This window comes from Shewanella gelidimarina, assembly GCF_023283945.1.
Classification (GTDB): Bacteria; Pseudomonadota; Gammaproteobacteria; order Enterobacterales; family Shewanellaceae; genus Shewanella; species Shewanella gelidimarina.
Genome location: NZ_JAKIKW010000009.1, coordinates 114,760 through 137,484, shown reverse-complemented (window position 1 = coordinate 137,484; position 22,725 = coordinate 114,760). Strand labels below are relative to the sequence as shown.

17 protein-coding genes and 2 tRNA genes are annotated in these 22,725 nt (G+C 43.6%); 1 reads left to right on the top strand and 18 read right to left on the bottom strand.

Annotated features, from left to right (window positions below):
• Nucleotides 1-112: 112 nt before the first annotated feature.
• The 7 genes from deoC to pnp all read right to left on the bottom strand — a co-directional run bounded on the left by deoC (nt 113) and on the right by pnp (nt 10,554).
• Complete coding sequence (deoC, locus tag L2729_RS10095) at nt 113-886, bottom strand: deoxyribose-phosphate aldolase (RefSeq protein ID WP_248988142.1); 774 nt, start codon at nt 884-886, stop codon at nt 113-115.
• Between the two features lie 515 nt (nt 887-1,401).
• Nucleotides 1,402-2,250 (bottom strand): nucleoside-specific channel-forming Tsx family protein, encoded by an 849-nt coding sequence (locus L2729_RS10090; RefSeq protein ID WP_248988141.1) that lies wholly within the window; start codon nt 2,248-2,250, stop codon nt 1,402-1,404.
• Between the two features lie 342 nt (nt 2,251-2,592).
• Nucleotides 2,593-3,867, bottom strand: a complete 1,275-nt coding sequence (locus L2729_RS10085; RefSeq protein ID WP_248988140.1) for a NupC/NupG family nucleoside CNT transporter — start codon at nt 3,865-3,867, stop codon at nt 2,593-2,595.
• Nucleotides 3,868-4,044: 177 nt separating this feature from the next.
• A complete protein-coding gene (locus L2729_RS10080) occupies nt 4,045-4,863 on the bottom strand; it encodes a TatD family hydrolase (protein ID WP_248988139.1) in 819 nt (272 codons plus the stop codon).
• A 725-nt stretch (nt 4,864-5,588) separates the two neighbouring features.
• Entirely contained in the window at nt 5,589-7,169 is a 1,581-nt protein-coding gene (gene prfC, locus L2729_RS10075; protein ID WP_248988138.1) for a peptide chain release factor 3, read from the bottom strand.
• Between the two features lie 161 nt (nt 7,170-7,330).
• Entirely contained in the window at nt 7,331-8,224 is an 894-nt protein-coding gene (gene nlpI / locus L2729_RS10070) for a lipoprotein NlpI (protein WP_248988137.1), read from the bottom strand.
• Nucleotides 8,225-8,448: 224 nt separating this feature from the next.
• Complete coding sequence (pnp, locus tag L2729_RS10065) at nt 8,449-10,554, bottom strand: polyribonucleotide nucleotidyltransferase (protein WP_248988136.1); 2,106 nt, start codon at nt 10,552-10,554, stop codon at nt 8,449-8,451.
• Between the two features lie 197 nt (nt 10,555-10,751).
• Here pnp and L2729_RS10060 point away from each other — a divergent pair, with 197 nt between their 5' ends.
• Nucleotides 10,752-12,797 carry a putative bifunctional diguanylate cyclase/phosphodiesterase gene (locus L2729_RS10060; protein WP_248988135.1) on the top strand — a complete coding sequence of 682 codons (2,046 nt, stop codon included), beginning with the start codon at nt 10,752-10,754 and terminating at the stop codon, nt 12,795-12,797.
• A gap of 138 nt (nt 12,798-12,935) precedes the next feature.
• On the opposite strand, the gene rpsO is transcribed toward L2729_RS10060, so the two are convergent.
• The 11 genes from rpsO to glmM form a co-directional block, all read right to left on the bottom strand.
• Nucleotides 12,936-13,205, bottom strand: coding sequence for a 30S ribosomal protein S15 (rpsO, locus tag L2729_RS10055; RefSeq protein ID WP_101090002.1), 270 nt, complete (start codon nt 13,203-13,205; stop codon nt 12,936-12,938).
• 127 nt (nt 13,206-13,332) lie between these two features.
• The gene (truB, locus tag L2729_RS10050) at nt 13,333-14,283 is read right to left on the bottom strand and encodes a tRNA pseudouridine(55) synthase TruB (protein WP_101090001.1); all 951 of its coding nucleotides are present in this window, start codon (nt 14,281-14,283) and stop codon (nt 13,333-13,335) included.
• Entirely contained in the window at nt 14,283-14,711 is a 429-nt protein-coding gene (gene rbfA, locus L2729_RS10045) for a 30S ribosome-binding factor RbfA (protein WP_248988134.1), read from the bottom strand. The genes truB and rbfA overlap by 1 nt, the downstream gene beginning before the upstream one ends.
• A gap of 64 nt (nt 14,712-14,775) precedes the next feature.
• On the bottom strand, nt 14,776-17,457 hold the full coding sequence (gene infB, locus L2729_RS10040) for a translation initiation factor IF-2 (RefSeq protein WP_248988133.1): 2,682 nt from the start codon (nt 17,455-17,457) through the stop codon (nt 14,776-14,778).
• 26 nt (nt 17,458-17,483) lie between these two features.
• The gene (nusA, locus tag L2729_RS10035) at nt 17,484-18,983 is read right to left on the bottom strand and encodes a transcription termination factor NusA (RefSeq protein ID WP_101089998.1); all 1,500 of its coding nucleotides are present in this window, start codon (nt 18,981-18,983) and stop codon (nt 17,484-17,486) included.
• Between the two features lie 27 nt (nt 18,984-19,010).
• The gene (gene rimP / locus L2729_RS10030; RefSeq protein ID WP_101089997.1) at nt 19,011-19,466 is read right to left on the bottom strand and encodes a ribosome maturation factor RimP; all 456 of its coding nucleotides are present in this window, start codon (nt 19,464-19,466) and stop codon (nt 19,011-19,013) included.
• Nucleotides 19,467-19,628: 162 nt separating this feature from the next.
• Nucleotides 19,629-19,705 (bottom strand) — tRNA-Met (locus L2729_RS10025).
• A gap of 105 nt (nt 19,706-19,810) precedes the next feature.
• Nucleotides 19,811-19,897, bottom strand: a tRNA-Leu gene (locus L2729_RS10020).
• Nucleotides 19,898-20,006: 109 nt separating this feature from the next.
• Nucleotides 20,007-20,342 carry a preprotein translocase subunit SecG gene (gene secG, locus L2729_RS10015; RefSeq protein WP_248988132.1) on the bottom strand — a complete coding sequence of 112 codons (336 nt, stop codon included), beginning with the start codon at nt 20,340-20,342 and terminating at the stop codon, nt 20,007-20,009.
• Nucleotides 20,343-20,344: 2 nt separating this feature from the next.
• On the bottom strand, nt 20,345-21,127 hold the full coding sequence (gene tpiA / locus L2729_RS10010; protein ID WP_248988131.1) for a triose-phosphate isomerase: 783 nt from the start codon (nt 21,125-21,127) through the stop codon (nt 20,345-20,347).
• A 186-nt stretch (nt 21,128-21,313) separates the two neighbouring features.
• On the bottom strand, nt 21,314-22,651 hold the full coding sequence (gene glmM, locus L2729_RS10005) for a phosphoglucosamine mutase (RefSeq protein WP_248988130.1): 1,338 nt from the start codon (nt 22,649-22,651) through the stop codon (nt 21,314-21,316).
• Nucleotides 22,652-22,725: the final 74 nt, after the last annotated feature.

Here is a 22,725-nt window from a genome sequence, read left to right as displayed (position 1 = left end):
AACAACCTGCTAAAGTGAAATCAAAAGCTGTAATATAGTTACATACTAACGAACTTTTGATACACCTAATTAGATTTAGATCACACTTAACAACAAGCTTAATCAGTAAAGATTAGTAACCTTGTGGTCCTTTTGCTTCATCACCTAACTCAAGCGTATGCAGTAGGTTGGTTAGTAAGCTAGAAGCACCAAAACGGAATGTCGCAGGAGTGGCCCAGTCATCACCAAGAAGACGTGCAGCAACACCTAAAAACTCTGCAGCAGCTGCAGCATCTTTTACGCCACCGGCAGGCTTAAAGCCAACCTTAGTGTTCTTTTCGCTAATCACTGTCATCATGATTTCAGCGGCTTCAAGTGTTGCGTTAACAGCCACTTTACCCGTAGAAGTTTTAATGAAGTCAGCACCAGCATCAATACAGAGTTCAGAAGCCTTGCGGATTAGTGCAGGATCTTGCAGAACACCAGACTCGATGATGACTTTCAAGATGGCATCGTCGCCACAAGCTTCTTTACATGCTTTAACAAGTTCGAAACCGATAGTCTCATTACCCGCCATTAATGCGCGGTATGGGAAAACAACATCAACTTCGTCTGCACCGTAAGCAACAGCCGCACGAGTTTCAAGCACTGCGATAGCAATGTCATCATTTCCGTGTGGGAAGTTAGTGACTGTTGCGATCTTGATATCATCGCCGCCAATCTCATTAAGAGTTTTGCGCGCGATAGGAATGAAGCGAGGGAAAATACAGATAGCAGCAGTATCGCCAGCAGGTGTCTTAGCTTTATGACATAAATCGATTACCTTTTGATCGGTATCATCGTCATTAAGCGTGGTTAGATCCATTAAACTAATGGCTTGTTGTGCTGCTTTTTTTAAGTCGCTCATAATAGCTCTCCGAGACATATTCAAATAGTAAAATTTTTGATAGAAATTTGTCGTAAGGCTGTGCTTAGAAGTGGCTTTTTTTGATTATTTTTATGAGCCGGGCCTTCGAGCATTGCCAGACCTTAAATGATGAATAGTGGTGAACCATATTCAACTTAAGGTCAATATTCAGGTATCCAACATTGCAACGTCTGGAGCTGCAATAATCTTGACACTAGTGTCACGACTTGAATCCATGAAGACCGGGAAGGGAGATTGGTACTGCTTATGTCTGCCTTTCCGCGAAAAGTCCGTTTTAGCGCGTAAAAATTTTTATATCACTTTCAATTAATACTTACCTAAACAAGCTATCTAAATATAGTTCATGCTTAAGTAAACATTAAGACGTTTATCTTATCAATTCAGCAAAAGTTGTATTATAAATTCAATCGTCAACGTTACAGTGTGTAGACGTTAGTTAGAGCCGCGAAACTACGCGGCTCTGACATATACTTAACTATGTTTTAAGCGATTGCTTAGAACTTGTAAGTAGCCGTTAGGTAATGTGCGAAACCAGTAGTTTCTAGACCTACGATACCAGCACCATCTTCAAGAAGGTAAACATCTTGGTATGCTTTTAGACCATAACCCAATGCGTAGTTGTCTGAATGCCAGTGTAGACCGAAATATGCAGCGCCACCACTTGCAGACATTGGTACATATTCATTGCCATATTCATCATCAGCACCGAACTGGTAATCAATATAACCCTGGAAAGACACAAAGCTACCGTTGTCAAAGTTCATAACAGGCTTGAACCAGTTCATAGAGAACTGGTAACCGTTCCACTCTTTACCGTTCATGTCGTAGTGAGCGTATAAGTTCATGCCAGTTTTACCTAACCATGGAACCATTACGTCAGCACCGATACCCCAGAAAGATGCGTTAACGTCTTCGCCGATAACACCGCCACCCCAGTTGAATAGAGTTGAGAAGTAAACTTCTTGGATAGGACCAGCTGAAAGATCCCAACCAGTCATCGCATCGATAGAGAAACGAGGAGCGAACTTCATGAACATCTTGCTTTTGCCAGAGCCTGTAGCTTTATCGCCAGAATCACCAGTTGCAAGGTTGAAAACATCGACATAACCATAAAGGTCAACGATGCCAGCGCGGCCGCCGAATTCCATTTCTAGATAATCGTGTCCGCCGTCATCAGCGTCAGTACGTGGAAGCTCGTTAAACGCATACATTGCGTTGAACTGCATCCAGCTGTAATCGCCAGAACGGATATCATCGCCGCGATCTGCTGCGAATGTTGGTGCAGACATTGCTGCTGTTGCTGCTAGTGCTGTAGCTAGTGCTATAGTTTTAACGTTTTTCATCATCAACCCCATTTATTTATGGTTTTACCGCTCTACTTTATGAAGAGTCAGCGTTTCTTTTTTATGGCGTCGCATTCTACTTAATTTATGCCAAACTTCAACAGTATTTATGTAAAAATGCGAACACTAAGTTTTAACATTCGAACAAAGTCATGATTTATCGACAGATTAAGCTGCCATATCATTGTTATTGTCGTTTTTATGCCGAAAGGAACCCTAACCTTAGTTATTGATCATTTCGTAAAAAATTCTTAATTGGAAAACGATTGACTTAATAGTGGCTCTGCTCAACAAGAGCAGAGCCTAGATTGGGCGACGATTGTCTACCCAGTCTCAAAGTGCTTACATTGCTAGGAAAAGACCCGCAATTGTGGCACTCATTAGGTTCGCTAGCGACGCTGCTATAACGGCACGAACACCTAACTTAGCAAGGTCATGACGACGGCTTGGAGCCATAGAGCCTAGACCACCTAGTAGGATTGCGATTGAAGATAAGTTAGCAAATCCACAGAGTGCAAATGAGATGATAGCTTTAGTTCTATCAGTCATCGCAAGACCTGTTTCAGCAACTACCATACCGCCATCAGCAATATCTTTAAGGTAAGGAGCGAAGTTTAAGTAAGCTACGAATTCGTTAACAATGATCTTCTGACCAATGAACGAACCTGCAACCATTGCTTCATTCCAAGGCACACCGATAAGGAATGCTAGAGGCATGAACAAGTAACCTAAGATAAGTTCTAGAGTTAAGTTCTCAAAACCAACTAATCCACCAAGACCACCTAACAAACCGTTAAGCATCGCGATAAGACCAACGAAAGCAAGAAGCATTGCACCAACGTTTAGTGCTAAATGCATACCAGAAGCAGCACCGGCAGCAGCAGCGTCGATGACGTTAGCTGGCTTATCAGTGTCTTCAGGAAGATCTTCCATGTCGTTGTTAGTTTCTTCAGTCTCAGGATGGATAAGCTTAGCCATCAATAGACCACCAGGAGCAGCCATGAAAGAGGCAGCAACCAAGTATTCAATTTTAACGCCCATACCTGCATAACCAGCAAGTACTGCACCCGCGATTGATGCTAAACCACCAACCATGATTGCGAATAACTCAGAGTTCGTCATAGTCGCAATGAAAGGACGTACAACAAGCGGCGCTTCTGTTTGACCAACGAAGATGTTTGCAGTAGCAGCCATAGATTCTGTACGGCTTGTACCTAATGCCTTCTGTAGACCACCACCGATGAACTTAATAACCATCTGCATGATGCCAAGGTAATAAAGTACAGCAATCAAAGAAGAGAAGAAGATAATAACGGGTAGAACGCGGATAGCGAAGACGAAGCCAACACCGTTTGCGAACATAGCGTCAGTACCTAGACCACCGAATAGGAAGTCGATACCAGCTTGAGAATAACCAATAACATTGGCAACACCCATTGAAACACCGCCAAGCACTTCTTGCCCAACTGGTACATACAATACGAAACCACCGAAAATGGCCTGAATTGCTAATGCACCAAAAACGGTACGTTTGTTAATTGCTTTTTTATTATTTGAAAGCCCGAAAGCGATCGCAAGTAAGGTGACCACCCCTACTAAACTCATTAAAATATCCATTAACCATCACCCTATATGTTAATACTTTTTAATTATGTTGTTAACCAACCTTTTTCCGCGGTCGATTATACCCGAGCGGAAGCCTAAAAGCGTCGTATTGATCAAATTTTTGAAGTTTTATTTCAATGATTTTGTTGGTTATTCTGATGCGAGTTACATCTGTTTAATCAAAAAAAACTAAAGGTCAAAGAGTTGCGTTGCATTAAAATACAACTGTTCTGATATAAGAACATTCGTTTTCTTTTGTAAACTTGCTATTTTCGTGAGTAATAAAGGCAAAATCAACGGAGTATTTCGATCATTCTCGCTACTTATAGGGCTCATTGCAGGAGAATCTGTTTCTAATACAAATGCACTGAGGGGCAATTGTGCTACCGTTTGTTGGAGTTTTTTGGCGCTATCATTTAATAGCAAACCGCCTATCCCTAGTTTGTAACCTAAATTAACATAACGCAAAGCAAGCTCTGGCCCGCCGTAAAAGCCATGGATCACCCCTTTTTTAGCATTTTTTGCGCTTTTCAGTAGGCCTAGCATCTGTTCATGGCTTTTAACACAGTGAATAATGAGAGGTAGATCGAATTCTTGAGCCAGTAAAATGTGCGCGCTGAACACTGACAATTGCGTAGTGAAATTACTTTTATGTAACTTATCTAAACCACACTCGCCAATTGCAACAAGTTTTTTCTGCTGATGCAGGCTCAACAGTAACTGTCTAAGATTAGGTAACGTTTCCTCTGTCATTGAATCACAAAACCACGGATGTACCCCTAAAGCAAAAGCGCAATTATAGGTATTAGCAATGTGAAGTTGGTTAAGCCACTTGTCTTCTGAAACTCCCGGGATCACGACTTGAGTGATCCCCTGTGCCTTCATCTTTTCAAACAGCTCTGCTCTATCATGATTAAACTCAGCAAAGTCTAAATGCGCATGGCTGTCGATTAACGGACTCATTTTAGGCTGCTGTTCGGGGCTGGAATTTGCCTCTACTATCTCCATTTATGCTCAAGTTCCCTATTTATGTTGCTTATTAGCGCCGTTACTTATGAGCTTTATCTCGCTAACGGCCACACTGCATTATTGATCTTTAAAGTAAGTCATTACTCACTTCAGATATAGAACCCAGCATAGTCACTCGAATATAATTATACCAGTTGCACTAAAAGTTTGACCATTCAGCGGGAATTCAAAGCTCTGTAGGCAAGATGGGAGATTGAAGCTAATCGTTATTCTCGGCTCAGGCATCCTCGGCAATTGCTCCATACATGACTCTACCTCCTAAATCCATTTAGTCGTGCTTCGCTCTCGATAATTGCTCCTGCATTATTCTACCTTCGACCATCCATGGTCTCGTACCTCCTAAACCTGACCGCCAAGGAGGGTGGAAATGGCTTATTTTGTATGGAACAAAATAGACCATTTAGTCGTATATCCAAAGCCCACAACGAAGCTTAAAGGGCTTTGCCATTTGCTTTAAACGTCGGCCGCACTACGTGAGCAACTCAGACTTTCCACTTCTGCTTTGCATTGGCTTAAAAGGGAATAACCATTTCTTCACCAATGCGCCTTGAATTGAAAAATCTGAGGCGCTCTGAATTGGTCAAATACTCAATGCAATTGGTATTAGTCACTAACACTGATGAAATGAAGCTCGTTGTAAATTTAGCCCAATAAAAAACCCAAGCATGTGCTTGGGTTTCATTATTGAACATTATCAGCGGAAATTAGTTCTCACGCGTCTTAGCAAATTCAATATCTGGATAACGTTCCATCGACAAGTTTAAGTTAATCATCGTTGGAGCGATGTAAGTCAGATTATCACCGCCATCAAGTGCTAAGTTCATGCTGCACTTACGTCTAAACTCATCAAGTTTTTTGTGATCGTCACAATAAACCCAACGTGCAGTCGCAACACTGATTGCTTCATAAATAGCTTCAACTTTATATTCAGTCTTTAGTCGACCAACAACCACTTCAAACTGCAGCACGCCGACCGCACCAACAATGAGATCATTGCTATCGATGGGTCTAAATACCTGTACCGCACCCTCTTCAGATAGCTGTACTAACCCTTTAAGCAATTGCTTTTGCTTTAGCGGGTCTCTTAGACGAATACGACGGAACATTTCTGGTGCAAAGTTAGGAATACCAGTAAAACGCAGCTTTTCACCTTGAGTAAAGGTATCGCCAATACGAATGGTACCGTGGTTATGCAAACCAATAATATCGCCAGGATAAGCAGCCTCGGCACGGTTACGATCACCAGCCATAAAGGTCAGAGCATCGCTCACGTTGACATCTTTACCTAGACGCACATGATGCATCTTCATGCCCTGCTCATAACGACCAGAACAGACACGCATAAAGGCAACGCGGTCACGATGTTTAGGATCCATATTTGCTTGGATCTTAAATATAAAGCCACTGAACTTAGATTCACTAGGCTCGATAACACGTGTTTCGGTTTCACGGGTCTGCGGAGTAGGCGCCCACTCAACAATACCATCAAGAATATGATCAACACCAAAGTTACCCAACGCGGTACCAAAGTAAACGGGTGTCAGTTCGCCTTTTAAGAACAGCTCATGATCAAATTCATGTGAAGCCCCAACAACAAGCTCCATCTCTTCACGCACTTCGTCAGCATAGGTGCCGATAGCGTCGTCAAGTTCAGGGTTATCTAAACCCTTAATGATTTTTGAATCTTGTATTGTGTGCCCCATACCACCTTGATAAAGGATAACCTCATCACGCAGCAGGTGATATACACCTTTAAACTCTTTACCTGCACCAATTGGCCAAGTGATAGGTGCACATTTAATATTAAGCACCTCTTCCACTTCATCCATCAGTTCGACGGGGTCGCGAATATCACGATCGAGTTTGTTCATGAAGGTAACGATTGGCGTATCACGTAAACGTGTCACTTCCATCAACTTAATAGTACGTTGCTCAACACCTTTAGCGGAATCGATAACCATCAAACATGAGTCGACAGCCGTTAAGGTACGATAAGTATCTTCAGAGAAGTCTTCATGACCAGGCGTATCAAGCAAGTTAATTAAGGTATCACTGTACGGAAATTGCATCACAGAAGTCGTAATTGAAATTCCACGATCTTTTTCCATCTCCATCCAGTCAGATTTAGCATGCTGACCTGATTTTTTGCCTTTTACTGTTCCCGCTTTTTGCAAAGCGTTTCCGAACAAAAGAACTTTTTCAGTAATGGTGGTTTTACCCGCATCTGGGTGAGAGATGATGGCAAAAGTACGACGCTTGTCGACCTCAACTTTATTGCCTGACATGTTTACCTGTAATTCTGGGAGTGCACAAAGGCGGCAATTATAGCTGCTCACCTATATTTTGGCTACCAGTGCAGTCGCTTAAATAAAGGTGTTGATCTTAATCGGCCAATAAAAAAGCCTCCAAAAAGGAGGCTTACTTCAAAAATAATTCGTAGCCAAGCTTAATTGACGACAGTAGCCATTGCTGCATTCACTCGAGCAAGCTCTAAACGTGCATATCTATGCTCTACAAAATCATAAATATTGGTCGCTAGCGCAAGTCTAAAATAATTAGCTGCTTCGGCATTATCACCGCGTTGCTGGGCTATCTTAGCCATATAGAAATAAGCTTCACATAAACGTTCAGCATACTCATTTGGATGCTTTAAGCCCTCTTTTGCTAAAGCGAAAACAGCTTCTTTATCTTTAGTGCCGAGATAGTAATCCACTAAAGCCGTTGACCAAGCATCTGGATTCAATTTCGCGCGGTTAGCAGTCATTCTCGCGGTTGCGCTTTGTGCGTCGACTTCTCTTTCTGCTATATATAGCCATAGCACGCGGTAACCGTCCGAGGTGTCCTTGCTATAAAATGCATCCATATCTGAGACTGCAAGTTCTGAACGCTCACCATAATACAATGAAATGCCGCGATTAAGATAAGCGTAATCATATTCTGGAGACAGCTCTAACACAGCATCAAACGCTTCATAGGCACTTTCGAACTCATTTTCTTGAGTGTAATAAATGCCAAGGAAGTTATAAGCATCAGCTAGATTAGGTTGTAATTTAAGGGCTTGATGAAAATCAATACGGCTAAGAATACGTAAACCGACTCGATCATAGATCACGCCACGATCATAGTGAAAACGCGCACGCTGCTCTTGCGTTAACTCCATACTCGACAATATTTCATTGAGCTTAGCTAAGGTTATCTCTAATTTATAGTCTGGGGAAACTGGCGCGACTTTGATGGAGGCTTGTTGGTTGCTACCTGATTGAGTTGAGACACACCCGGTCAGCAACATACTGATCCCGGCAATCACCACAACCACGCTGGTACGCATCTTTTGATTCATCCATTTAACCTTTTGAGTTCAGCAATAGCCCCAATAATAGCAATCCCCTGTTACTACTGCTATCAAGGAATTGAAAAATAATCTCATTTACGCTAATTATTACCCGAGGATAGCCTCTTTTCTGCCCATCAGAGGTCATTTTACTGATCACAAAAATGGTTAAAATAAATCTCAGGCACAAAAAAGGAGGCCGTATGGCCTCCTTTTGAATAAACCGTTATGGTTTATTCTGCAGCAGGAGCTTCAACTTTAGGCGCTGCTTCTTTCATAGAAAGACGCACACGACCTTGGCGGTCAACTTCCATTACTTTAACTTTAACTTCTTGGCCAACTTCTAAGTAGTCAGACACATTCGCAACGCGCTCTTCAGCGATTTGAGAAATATGAACTAGACCATCTTTACCAGGAAGAATCGTTACGAAGGCACCGAAGTCAACAATACGAACAACTTTACCGTTGTAGACAGTACCGACTTCAACTTCAGCAGTGATCTCTTCGATACGACGGATAGCTTCTTTAGTTGCTTCGCCGTTTGAAGAAGCAATCTTCACTGTTCCATCATCTTCAAGCTCGATTGTAGTACCAGTTTCTTCAGTAAGTGCACGAATTGTTGCACCACCTTTACCGATAACATCACGAATTTTCTCAGGGTTGATCTTAAGAGTCGTGATACGTGGAGCGTGATCAGAGATATCGTCACGATGTGTACCAATAGCTTGGTCCATTACGTTTAGGATATGAACACGTGCACCGTAAGCTTGTTGCAGTGCAATTTCCATGATGTCTTTAGTGATACCTTCAATCTTGATATCCATCTGCAGAGCAGTAATACCGTCACGAGTACCAGCAACTTTAAAGTCCATGTCACCAAGATGATCTTCATCGCCTAGGATGTCAGAAAGAACAACGAAATCGTCGCCTTCTTTAACTAGACCCATTGCAATACCTGCAACAGAAGTCTTAATTGGAACACCTGCATCCATAAGCGCAAGAGACGTACCACATACAGAAGCCATTGAGCTTGAACCGTTAGATTCAGTGATCTCTGATACAACACGAATGCTGTACGGGAAATCTTCAGGCGAAGGCATAACCGCTTGCATACCGCGCCATGCTAGCTTGCCGTGGCCGATTTCGCGACGCTTAGGCGAACCAACAAAACCTGTTTCACCAACAGAGTATGGAGGGAAGTTATAATGCAGCATAAAGCGATTTGTGTATTCGCCCATTATGCTGTCAACTTTCTGAGCGTCACGCTCAGTACCCAGTGTACAAGTCACAAGTGCTTGAGTTTCGCCACGAGTAAACAGTGAACTACCGTGAGTACGTGGAAGAACGCCAGCCATAACGTTAAGTGCACGAACCATATCTGGCTCACGACCATCGATACGTGGGTTGCCGGCAATAATACGGCTACGAACGACTTTCTTCTCTAAGCTACCAAGAAGGCCGTCGATTTCGCGCAAGTTAGCTTCTGGGTTTTCAGCTAATAATGCTTCTTTAGCAGCAGATTTTACAACGCCAACTTGAGTGTAACGATCTTGCTTAACTTCGATTTGGTAAGCAGCGGCCATGTCGGCCTCAGCCAAATCTTTAATCTTAGCAACAAGGTCTGCGTCTTGAACTGGAGCTGTCCAGTCCCATGCAGGCTTGCCAGCTTCAGCTTTAAGCTCGCTAATAGCGTTAATCACTACTTGCTGCTGGTCATGGCCATAAACCACACCACCCAACATAACTTCTTCAGGTAGAGAAGCAGCTTCTGATTCAACCATTAGAACAGCAGCATCAGTACCCGCAACAACTAAATCAAGATCACTCTCAACAAGTTGACTTACATTTGGGTTAAGCACATATTCGCCACCGATATAACCAACACGTGCCACACCTAGTGGACCATTGAACGGCAGACCAGAGATAGCCAATGCAGCCGAAGTACCAATCATCGAAATAACATCAGGATTGATTTCAGGATCGACAGAAACTACTGTGATAATTACCTGAACTTCATTCTTGAAGCCATTTGGGAATAGTGGACGGATTGGACGGTCAATTAGACGTGCAATCAGTGTTTCGCTTTCAGATGGACGACCTTCACGCTTGAAAAATCCGCCTGGGATTTTACCCGCTGCGTATGTTCTTTCCTGGTAATTAACTGTAAGCGGGAAAAAGTCACGGCCTGGCTCTTCAGCTTTCTTTCCTACAACAGTCACTAACACTGTTGTATCACCCATACTTGCTAAAACAGCGGCGTCTGCTTGACGTGCGATAACACCCGTTTCTAATGTAACGGTGTGCTGACCATATTCAAAACTCTTTACGATTGGATTCACGTGAACCATTCCTTAAATTTAATTACCTTAATTACGCGCGTAAGTATACTTCAAGTTTATTCAATAGATAAAGGGAATGATTAATGACAAAGCCGATTCTTTTCTCTAAAGTGAGCAGATTACTAAAAGTATGTTTCCTGCAATACAACCACTCGCCGACCTAAGCAAGCATAAAGCATTGAAATAAAGGAAAATAGTTGACAAAGGGAAATTTTAAATCACTGACTTGGAAGCAAACAATACTTGTTGTTTCTTCAACGTTATTTTTTGCTGTTGCTATTTTTCTTGTTGAAATATCGTTAGCTTTTGTCAACGCACGCCAGCAACTTATTGCAACACAGCAAGAATTACTCGATTCAGTAGAGCAACCTGCGGCTAATGCGGTCTGGGCAATGGACGAAACTTTAGCCGCTCAAACGATACAAGGTTTGTTGAAGGTCGATAATATTGATTCAGCGACCATTGAGTTAGATGATGGCAGCCGCTTTGTTGCCGTCAACAGCACTCCGTCAGCGAAAGCATCGACGTTGTTCCAAAGTGTCAGCGATGAACTGTTTGGTGATCTCAATCAAATATCTCGCGAACTTTACCGCCCTTTTTTCACGAGTAGTCGTTATAAGAAAGAGATCATTGGTAAACTCACCCTCAACTATGATGTTCAAGAGTTGACCAGTTCGCTATTCTCAACGTTACGTTATAGCCTCTGGGCCACCCTAGCTCGCGCGTTCTTACTCACATTAGTACTGTCAATTGTCTTTCACCGTTTCTTAACTCAACCCATCGCTAGAATAAGCGAAGCCATTGATAGAATAGATCCTGAATCGCCGGGTGATAATCTACTGCCAAATTCTCGGCCGCACATGGATGATGAGCTTGGACTTGTCACCAGTAAGTTCAATCAAATCCTGGTTCAATTTGCCAAAACACAGAATAAACTGCGTAAAATGGCCACCAGAGATTCATTAACTGGCTTGCCTAATCGGGCTCTGTTACTTGAGACCATCGCGGTGACTATTCAACGAGCCAGAGTAAATAAAGCTCAGTTTGTGCTGCTATTCATTGACTTAGATAGGTTTAAAAACATTAACGACTCGCTCGGCCATGCATTGGGTGATCAGTTTCTAGTGCGGATAGCACGGATCCTCGAGAGTGCTGTCGGAGATCGAGGGACTGTTGCTCGTTTAGGCGGAGATGAATTTGTCATTTTGGCCGATGGATTAACCTCGCCGACCCTCGCTGCCGAGTTCGTCGAGAAACTTCTGCTGCAGCTTAATACACCAATGCATCTCAATGAGTATGCGATTCATCCTGCCGCATCCGTTGGGATATCCATCTACCCTGACGACGGTTTAGCCGCTGAAGATCTTATTCGCCACGCTGATATTGCAATGTACAGTGCAAAAGCCGCTGGTTCTAATCAATGGGCATTCTTCAAACAGCAGATGACAGAGCGAGCAGCCGTGCGGCTAAGAACCGAAGCATCCTTGCATGATGCACTGATAAATGAAGAGTTCGTCCTGCACTTCCAACCTAAGCTTGATATACAAACTGGTGAACTCGTCGGTTGCGAAGCCTTGATCCGATGGAAAAAAGATGGTCGGCTTATTAGTCCAATGTCGTTTATACCCGTCGCCGAAGAGACAGGAATAATCATTCCGCTCGGACGCTGGGTGATAGAGGAGAGTTGTCGCACCATTCAGAAATGGCAACAACAATACAATGTCTCGCTGCCTATTGCTGTCAACGTCGCCTCACAACAGTTTGAACATACGAGTCTCGTACCTGACATCAAACAAGCAGTATGGCGCTATCAGATAGCAGCTGAACTATTAGAGATTGAGATCACTGAAACGTCACTCATTGATGACGTGCAACTCGCGATTAAAAAACTTGAACAACTACGCGCTGCAGGGTTTGGCATTGCCATTGATGATTTCGGTACTGGTTACTCTTCGCTGTCATACCTGCGTCAATTGCCAATCACAACCATGAAAATTGACCGATGTTTTGTCAGTGATTTACCACAAGAGAGTGCCATTGCTTCAACAATTTTAATGCTAGGAAAACAATTAAATTTAAAGATTGTTGCAGAAGGGATTGAAAACGAAGCACAGCTTAAATGGCTGCAAGAGCGTGATTGCTCAATAGGCCAAGGCTATTTCTTTAGCAAGCCTTTGGCATTAGAAGCGTTCGAAGACAAATACATTAAACTCTATCATCAAGCAACTAAACCTCTAGGTTAACTCGAACCGCAACCCAATTTAATCCCCTTCACTTATATCAATGACGCCACTAATAGTGAAGATTATCCAGCTTATTACAGGCACAAAAAAAGGAGGCTAAGCCTCCTTTTAATAGGTCAAACGTAATCTAATAAAAGATTAACGACGTAGACCTAACTTCTTGATTAGCTCTTGGTAGCGAACGTTTTCAGTACGCTTAAGATATGCAAGAAGTTTACGACGTGTGTTAACCATACGTAGTAGACCACGACGTGAATGGTGATCGTGGATGTGCTCTTTAAAGTGACCTTGAAGGTGGTTAATCTGTGCAGTTAGCAGAGCTACCTGAACTTCAGAAGAACCTGTATCGTTTTCACAACGACCGAATTCAGCCAGAATAGTAGCAGTTTGTTCAGCATTTAGTGACATGTTGTCTCTCCAAATAATGCGTTAATAAATCTTTAGCCGATCACTAACTCAGCTAAAGTGAGCGCGTATTCTACCTATTAAGCGAAGGAGTAGCAACTAGATTCCCCTACCGCACGATAAAACAAGGCTATTCGTCAGATTCAGTTCTCAAAACGATAAGGCGCTTAGGCGCAAGCAGGCCATCATCATTCATTTGACCTACACCCACAAACTTACGTTCATCACCTAAAGTGATCCGCACAAGCTCATCAACGGGCAAATTAGCAATCTGTATTGGGTTACCATTCATTAAGAATGGTGCCATGTCATCAGAGACGTTAATCTCTTTAAAGCCACTCACAGCTGTATCCATCGGCAATAGAAGAGGATCCAATACCTCTGCTAAGGTTAGAGACTCCTCTTCAACCTGAGTAACAAGCGCTTCGAGCTGTGCTAGTGACACCATATTATCGTATGGGTAACCCGCAACTTGAGTACGACGCAGCATAATGACATGTGCACCACAACCCAGCATTTCACCTAAATCATCGGTAATCGTACGGATGTAAGTCCCTTTAGAACAATGTATATCCAGGGTTAACTCATTGCCTTCTAGGCTAATAAAGTTAAGCTCAAACACATTGATCTGACGCGCTTCACGCGGAACCTCAATGCCTTCACGGGCATACTTATACAAAGGTTGCCCTTTATATTTAAGCGCTGAGAACATTGAAGGAACTTGCATGGTTTTGCCGCGAAAATATTCAAGAGCAGTATCTAACTGCGCTTGAGTAAAATCCATTTCTCGGGTCTGAACCACTTCACCGTCGGAATCGCTAGTATCAGTGCGCTCTCCAAGCTTAGCCGTGACTAAGTAACGTTTATCAGCATCGAGTAGGTGCTGGGAAAACTTAGTCGCTTCACCTAAACAGATAGGCAGCATGCCAGTCGCTAATGGATCAAGCGCCCCAGTATGGCCAGCCTTGTTTGCATCAAAAAAGCGCTTTACTCTTTGCAAAGCAAAATTTGAGCTCATGCCAGTATCTTTGTCTAGCAGTAACACGCCATCAACGTGACGGCCACGAGAACGACGACCCATTACTTGTCGTCCTCAGCCTTGTTGCTGTCTTGCTCAATATCTTCTTCAGTGCCGTGCTCTTGCTGCTTAGCTGCATCATTACTGATCACGCGGCTAACAAGGTTTGACATACGCATACCTTCAACCAGTGAACTGTCATAGATAAAACGCAGTTCAGGCATCACACGCAATTTCATGCGGCCAGCGACAAGCGAGCGGATATAACCCGCAGCATCATCTAATGCCTGCACCTTCTGTTTCACAAGACTTTCGTCTTCTTCAAAGAAAGTCACGTAAACTTTTGCATAGCTTAAGTCACGTGAAACATCGACATCATTAACGGTGACAAAACCGATACGAGGGTCTTTCATGTCACGCTGTAGCACCTGCGCCAACTCTTGTTGTAGCTGTTGTGCTATGCGGCGTGTACGACTAAATTCTTTTGCCATGATATATTTGCCCTAAATAGTAAGGGCGGCTAACGCCGCCCCTATAAGTAAGTTACAAGATGCGTTACAGAGTACGCGCTATCTCAACGGTTTCGAAGACTTCAATCTGATCGCCAACTCTGACGTCATTATAGTTCTTCACACCGATACCACATTCCATGCCGTTACGAACGTCAGCAACATCGTCTTTAAAGCGACGAAGAGATTCAAGCTCACCTTCGTAGATAACAATGTTCTCACGTAGAACGCGGATTGGAGCGCTACGCTTGATAGTACCTTCGGTCACCATACAACCCGCAATTGAGCCAATCTTAGGAGACTTAAATACGTCACGAACTTGAGCAAGACCAATAATTTCTTGTCTAAATTCTGGCGCTAGCATGCCGCTCATCGCGTCTCTAACTTCATCAATCAACTGATAGATGATGCTGTAGTAACGAAGATCTACACTTTCGCTGTCAACCACTTTACGCGCTTGTGCATCTGCACGAACGTTAAAGCCGATCATAATAGCGTTAGATGCTGCCGCTAGAGTAGCATCTGTTTCAGTGAGTCCACCTACGCCACGAGCGATGATGTTAACTTTAACTTCATCAGTAGAAAGCTTGTTCAGTGAATCAGCAATCGCTTCAAGAGAACCTTGAACATCAGCTTTTAGCACTAGGTTCAACTCTTCAACTTCACCTTCAACCATATTGGCGAACATGTTTTCAAGCTTAGACTTCTGCTGGCGAGCCAACTTAATATCACGGAACTTACCTTGACGGTACAATGCAACTTCACGCGCTTTACGCTCATCACGTACAACAGTCGCTTCATCACCAGCAGATGGCACACCCGAAAGACCTAAGATCTCAACCGGAATCGACGGACCCGCTTCAGTGATTGTTTTACCGTTTTCGTCGCGCATAGCACGGACTTTACCGTACTCAAGGCCACAAAGAACGATATCGCCCTGCTTCAAGGTACCTTCTTGTACAAGTACTGTTGCAACTGGACCACGGCCTTTATCAAGCTTAGATTCAACAACAACACCTGCAGCCATACCTTCACGAACCGCTTTAAGTTCTAGTACTTCAGATTCTAGAAGGATACCTTCAAGAAGATCATCAATACCTTCACCGCTCTTAGCTGAAACGTGAACAAACATGTTGTTTCCGCCCCAATCTTCTGACATTACGCCATGTTGAGACAGTTCAGACTTAACGCGCTCTGGATCAGCTTCTGGCTTATCCATTTTGTTAACGGCAACAATCAGTGGTACACCACCTGCTTTAGCATGCTGGATAGCTTCGATTGTTTGTGGCATAACGCCATCATCTGCAGCAACAACTAGAATAACGATATCAGTCGCTTTAGCACCACGTGCACGCATTGCGGTAAACGCAGCGTGACCAGGTGTATCTAGGAAAGTGATCATACCGTTGTCAGTTTCAACGTGGTAAGCACCAATATGCTGAGTAATACCACCGGCTTCGCCAGAGGCTACTTTTGCACGACGAATGTAATCAAGTAGTGATGTCTTACCATGGTCGACGTGACCCATGATAGTAACCACTGGAGCACGTGATTCAAGTTTAACTTCGCCATTACGGTCAGCAAGTACTTGATGCTCAAGCTCGTTTTCGCGAGTAAGGATAACTTTATGTCCCATCTCTTCGGCAACAAGCTGGGCAGTTTCTTGATCGAGGACTTGGTTAATAGTAACCATAGAGCCCATCTTCATCATCTGCTTAATGATTTCAGTCGCTTTAATTGACATCTTTGAAGCTAGTTCAGAAACTGAAACTGTTTCACCGATGCTAACTTCTGCCTTTACAACAACAGCTGACTTGTTGAACGCGTGATCCATTGATTCAGGTGCTACGCTACGCGTATTACGTGAATTACGTGAATTACGGCTATCGCGACGGTTATCTTTACCGCGCTTACCTTTACCACCTGGGCGACCAGAACCGGCATTAGCATTAGCGTTAGCGTTAGGAGCTGCATTGTTACCAGCATTTGCAGAAGGTTTACGTGGACGACGTCCACTCTTTTCTGCTTTTGCATCGGCAGTATCTTCAGCGGCACGTGCTTCAGTCGAGGTAGTCACATGGTGATCACCTGTCTTTTCAGCTTCTTTACGTGCTTTTTCTTCATCAGCCCAACGCTTAGCGTTTTCTTCAGCAAGACGACGCGCTTCTTCTGTCGCGGCAACTGATTCAACATCAGCCTTAGCGATAGCAACTTCATCTTTAACAGCTTGAAGCTTATCAGCTTCATCTGTAGCGGCTTTTTCATCTGCAGTTTGCGCTGGAGCAGCTTCTTTCTTTGCTACTTTAGCAGTCGCTTTCGCAGCTTTTGCTTCTTCGTCAGCTTTGTTCTTCGCTTCAGTTTCAGCTTTTGCTGTCGCAGCTTTAGCGTCTTCTTCAGCTTTTGCTGCTGCAGCAAGCTCAGCTTCTTGCGCTTCATCACGCTTAACAAAAGTACGCTTTTTACGCACTTCTACTTTAACGTCTTTTGATTGACCGCCACTGCCTGCAACGCTCAAAGTCGATACTGACTTACGTTGAAGTGTCATTTTAGTTGGTGCAGCTTCGCCACCGTGTTGCTTCTTAAGAAAATCAAGCAACTGCTGTTTTTCAGATTCAGAAACCGTATCATTTGTCGATTTCTTAATGCCAGCCTGAGAAAACTGTTCGACGAGTCGATCAGCGCTTTTCCCAACTTCTGCGGCTAGTTTGTCTACTGTAGTATCTGCCATGTATAAATTCCCCTCTGTTGATCGACTTATGCTTCTTCGCCAAACCAACAGATATTACGGGCAGCCATAATGAGCTCACCTGCTTTTGCTTCTGTTAATTCTACAATTTCGATCAAATCATCAATGCCTTGTTCGGCTAAATCTTCTAGCGTGATTACGCCTTTGCTTGCCATTACGAATGCCGAGTGTTTATCCAAACCTTCTAACGCTAGAAGGTCATCACTTGGTGAAACACCGTCAAGTGCTTCCTCAGTCGCAAGTGCGCGAGTCGAGATCGCCGCTTTTGCACGTTCTCTTAAAGACTCGACGGTATCTTCGTCAAATCCATCTATTTCTAATAGTTCTGATGTTGGTACGTAAGCAATCTCTTCTAAAGAGGTAAAGCCTTCGTCAGCCAGAACTTGAGCAAACTGTTCATCAACGTCTAGCGCCTGAATCAGTAAATTAACCACTTTAGCGCTTTCCGCTTGGTGCTTAACTTTCATGTCATTAACCGTCATGACGTTTAGTTCCCAACCAGACAGTTGAGTCGCTAGACGAATATTCTGACCATTACGACCAATTGCTTGCGCTAGGCTATCAGCCTCTACAGCGATATCCATTGAGTGGTTGTCTTCATCTACGATGATTGACGCCACGTCAGCAGGTGCCATACAGTTAATAACATACTGCGCTGGGTTATCGTCCCAAAGAACGATATCAACACGTTCACCGCCAAGCTCGTTTGAAACGGCTTGAACACGTGCGCCACGCATACCAACACACGCACCGATAGGATCGATACGACGGTCGTTAGATTTTACTGCAATCTTTGCACGCGAACCTGGATCACGAGCTGCGCCCATGATTTCGATCATCTCATCGGCAATTTCAGGTACTTCAACACGGAAAAGCTCAATCAGCATTTCAGACTTAGTGCGAGTTAGAAATAACTGAGCGCCACGCGCTTCTGGACGTACAGAGTAAAGCAATGCACGTACACGATCACCTGGTCGGAAAGATTCACGAGTCAGCAAGTCTTCTTTGAACAATACGCCATCGGCATTACCGCCCAAATCAACAACAACACTTTCGCGGTTACTTTTCTTAACCACACCGACAATTAACTCACCTTCGCGATCGCGAAATTGGTCAACAATCTGAGCACGTTCAGCTTCACGTACTTTTTGTACGATAACTTGCTTTGCCGTTTGCGTCGTAACGCGGTCGAATGCAACTGAATCGATTTCATCTTCAATAAAGCCGCCAAGCTCAATTTCAGGTTCATCATATACTGCCGCTTCGAGAGTAATTTCACGGAAAGGGTTTTCTAATGGCTCGCCAGTGTCTTCAACAACCATCCAACGACGGAATGTTTCATAGGCACCAGTTTTGCGATCAATAGCAACACGAACTTCGATGTCACCTTCATATTTTTTCTTGGTTGCTGTGGCTAGTGCAACTTCCAACGCTTCAAAAATCTTTTCGCGTGGTACACCTTTTTCATTCGAAACAGCCTCAGCGACTAGCAGGATCTCTTTATTCATTCTCTTGCCTCGTTCACCTTGAATTCATCAAAACTTAGCGATTAAATTGCCTTTACGGATGTTATCCAAAGCAACTATCAGTTCATTACCCTCTACTGACAGAGTGAGCATTTGCCCCTCGACGCCAATAACGGTACCTTTCAAATTACGACCGCCTGCGACAGGCATCGTTAATTGTACTTTTACAGTTTCACCGGTATAGAGCAGATATTGTTCAGCAGTGAACAATGGTCTATCCACACCAGGTGAAGAAACTTCTAGCGTGTACTCAGTTGAAATTGGATCTTCAACATCCATAACAGCACTAACTTGACGACTGGTATCGGCACAGTCATCAACAAAAATACCTTTTTCATTGTCTATATATAGACGCAAGATAGAGTGCTTACCTGCTTGAATATATTCCAAGCCCCAGAGCTCGTGACCTAATGCTTCAACTGGCGCTTTGAGCATCTCTACCAGTTTGCGTTCTAATGTAGCCAAGGTTACCCCTCAGAAAAACAAAAAAGGGCCTAATTAGCCCCAGTAAAAAGTCACTTTCATGACCGTTTTGTAACTCCCAGATAACAAAAAACCCCGTAATGACGAGGTTGATATATCCAGAAACCTGTAACAGTATAGGATCTAAATCCTTTACTGGGAAGCTGGTTGCGGGGGCCGGATTTGAACCGACGACCTTCGGGTTATGAGCCCGACGAGCTACCATACTGCTCCACCCCGCGACAACTTGTGCAAGTATATTGAGAATTACCTCGACTTGCAATAATAAAGCGCTTTATATACCACTTTATTATCTTTGACTTGGTCATTAAACAAAATCAAAGATTTGGTGCGGATGGGGGGACTTGAACCCCCACGAGCTTGCGCTCACCAGCCCCTCAAGCTGGCGTGTCTACCAATTCCACCACATCCGCATAATTTATACATCGATTGTTTTTACTAATGACTACGTTGAGAGGTTAATAGTCATTTAAACAATCTCTATTAATCAACCGATTAATAGTTCCCATAAAAATCTATGGGTTAGTCAGGGATTTTATCTTCTGACTTTTCAGCTTCTTGCTGAACTTGCTCAACAGCTTGTGCTGCATCGCTACCTAAATCGTTCCAAGCGTCTTCAGCTTGAGTGTGATTTGCACTTAAGTTACCAATGGTTAAACTTAGCGCAAAAAAACCAATTGCTAAAACAGCTGTTGAACGAGTCAAGAAGTTACCAGAACCTGATGAACCAAACAGAGTATTTGATGCTCCAGCACCAAAAGAGGCACCCATATCAGCACCTTTACCTTGCTGGATTAAGATAAGTCCGATTAGACCTAAAGCAACCAACAAGTATATAACCATTAGAACTTCATACATATTTATGCGCTCATCGCTATCGTACATAGACTGAGAAATTCAGTAGCATTGAGGCTTACACCACCAATCAAGCCACCGTCTACATCAGGCTGCGCAAATAAATCCGCAGCATTACTCGGTGTTACGCTACCACCGTACAAAATCCTGATATTTTCTCCGATAAAGGGAGAAACTTCAGACAGGCGTTTGCGAATAAACGCATGAACTTCTTGTGCCTGCTCTGGTGTAGCACTCTTACCTGTTCCTACAGCCCAAAGCGGCTCATAGGCGATAATAGCGTTGTCAAAAGCCATGGTGCCATTTTTTTCAATGACAATATCTAACTCTTCGGCAATCACTTCAAAAGTTCTTCTTGCTTCACGAGCTGGACCTGACTCACCAACACATAATATTGGCGTCAAACCATGTTTTTGAGCGGCAGCAAATTTCTCTGCTACGATGTCACTCGTCTCTCCGTACATACGGCGACGTTCTGAATGTCCGATAATAACATATCGACATCCTGAATCTTTTAACATCTGCCCAGATATTTCACCAGTATAAGCTCCGAAGTCATGTTGACTGACATTCTGCGAACCCATTCTGACAAGACAACCGTTTAAGGCTTCTTTGTTTTCATCTAGCAGCTGTCGAACACTTTCTAAGTAAATAGAAGGCGGACACAATACCACTTCAGCTGAATCATTTTGGAGCTTGGTAGCGAATTTTTTGAATAGCTCTTGTGCAAGTGATGCACTGCCATTCATTTTCCAATTACCAGCAACCATCGGACGTCTAAGTGCCATCACGGTCTCCTCTGAAAGCGGCGTGAATAATATCGAACCGCTTGTTAAGTTACAATAGCTAAAGGCGTAATTTTTAATAAACTAGGCGAGAACGCATACTTTTTATGCGACCAAGGAGTTATATTCACAATGCAACTCCTTTAAACAGCTTTATCAACGTTTATGCGCTCAAACTCAGTTGAACATTTATACTAAGTTGCGCACTGCATCAGCAATATCATTAGCAAATTGGGTCACATCATTTTCATCATCACCTTCAACCATCACTCGAAGTAAAGGTTCAGTGCCTGATTTACGCAATAATACTCGACCTCTAGCGCCAAGCTTTTGTTCAACTTCAACTTTAGCGGCTAACACTTCAGCGGAGGTTAATGGGTCATCAGCACCCTCAAAGCGCACATTGACCAACACTTGAGGCAGCATGGTAATACCGACGGTTAAGTCCTCTAGGTTAGCATTTTGACGACGCATAGCTGCAAGGACCAAAATCCCCGCGACAATACCATCACCTGTTGTGCCATGATCCAAGTTCAAAATATGGCCAGAATTTTCACCACCGATACGCCAATCATGCTCTTTGAGCAGTTCCATTACGTAGCGGTCGCCCACTTTTGAACGAACAAACGGAATATCGAGCGCTTGAAGAGCAAGATCTAAGCCTAAGTTAGACATCAATGTTCCGACAACGCCACCCCGCAGTACACCACGCTTTTGCGCATCACAAGCCAAGATGTAGAGAATTTCATCGCCATCAATCACTCGTCCATGGCGGTTAACCATCATGATCCGGTCGCCGTCACCATCGAGTGCAATACCGAGGTCGGCATTTTCTGCCAACACAGTTTCGCAAATTTTAGCCGTTGAGGTTGCCCCCACGTTATCATTAATGTTCAAACCATTTGGCTTGTCACCAATAGCGACTACTTCAGCACCGAGCTCTTTAAATACACTAGGGGCAATGTGGTACGTTGCGCCATGAGCACAATCGACAACAATTTTTAAGCCACTTAATGTTTGTTCTGCTGGGAAATGACTTTTACAATATTCAATATAACGACCCGCAGCGTCATCTATACGAGAAACTTTGCCTAAAAGGTGGGACTCTACGCAGGTTAATGGCTTTTCCAATTCGGCTTCGATTTCGAGTTCTACCGCATCATCAAGTTTGCTGCCATCGGTATAGAAAAACTTAATACCATTATCATAATAAGGATTATGTGATGCACTGATCACAATGCCAGCTTCTGCACGGAATGTTCGCGTCAAATAAGCAACGGCAGGTGTTGGCATTGGACCTATCAGCATGACATCAAGGCCTGCGGCTGACAGCCCAGCTTCGAGCGCCGATTCAAATAGATAACCAGAAATACGGGTGTCTTTACCTATAATAACTTTATGCGTGCCCGTTCGGGATAACACTCTTCCTGCAGCCCAGCCCAGCTTAAGCGCTAACTCAGGGGTCATTTTACCCGCACCTACTTTACCGCGAATACCGTCAGTACCAAAAAATTGTCTTTGTTTCACGAAAACTCCAAAATTAATAACGGTGGGTAGAAAGGAATGCCCAGATCCTACCCAATCATACTTTATTTAAGCTA

Bases quoted from the DNA above. Each gene is read 5' to 3' on its own strand.
- nlpI (WP_248988137.1), bottom strand. From the start codon at position 8,224: ATGAATCAAAAGATGCGTACCAGCGTGGTTGTGGTGATTGCCGGGATC.
- infB (WP_248988133.1), bottom strand. From the start codon at position 17,457: ATGGCAGATACTACAGTAGACAAACTAGCCGCAGAAGTTGGGAAAAGC.
- nusA (WP_101089998.1), bottom strand. From the start codon at position 18,983: ATGAATAAAGAGATCCTGCTAGTCGCTGAGGCTGTTTCGAATGAAAAA.
- prfC (WP_248988138.1), bottom strand. From the start codon at position 7,169: ATGTCAGGCAATAAAGTTGAGGTCGACAAGCGTCGTACTTTTGCCATC.
- rpsO (WP_101090002.1), bottom strand. From the start codon at position 13,205: ATGTCACTAAATGCTGAACAAACTGCTACTATTCTGGCTGAATTCGGT.
- L2729_RS10080 (WP_248988139.1), bottom strand. From the start codon at position 4,863: ATGGAGATAGTAGAGGCAAATTCCAGCCCCGAACAGCAGCCTAAAATG.
- rbfA (WP_248988134.1), bottom strand. From the start codon at position 14,711: ATGGCAAAAGAATTTAGTCGTACACGCCGCATAGCACAACAGCTACAA.
- tpiA (WP_248988131.1), bottom strand. From the start codon at position 21,127: ATGGCACTTAGACGTCCGATGGTTGCTGGTAATTGGAAAATGAATGGC.
- L2729_RS10090 (WP_248988141.1), bottom strand. From the start codon at position 2,250: ATGAAAAACGTTAAAACTATAGCACTAGCTACAGCACTAGCAGCAACA.
- secG (WP_248988132.1), bottom strand. From the start codon at position 20,342: ATGTATGAAGTTCTAATGGTTATATACTTGTTGGTTGCTTTAGGTCTA.
- L2729_RS10085 (WP_248988140.1), bottom strand. From the start codon at position 3,867: ATGGATATTTTAATGAGTTTAGTAGGGGTGGTCACCTTACTTGCGATC.
- truB (WP_101090001.1), bottom strand. From the start codon at position 14,283: ATGGGTCGTCGTTCTCGTGGCCGTCACGTTGATGGCGTGTTACTGCTA.
- deoC (WP_248988142.1), bottom strand. From the start codon at position 886: ATGAGCGACTTAAAAAAAGCAGCACAACAAGCCATTAGTTTAATGGAT.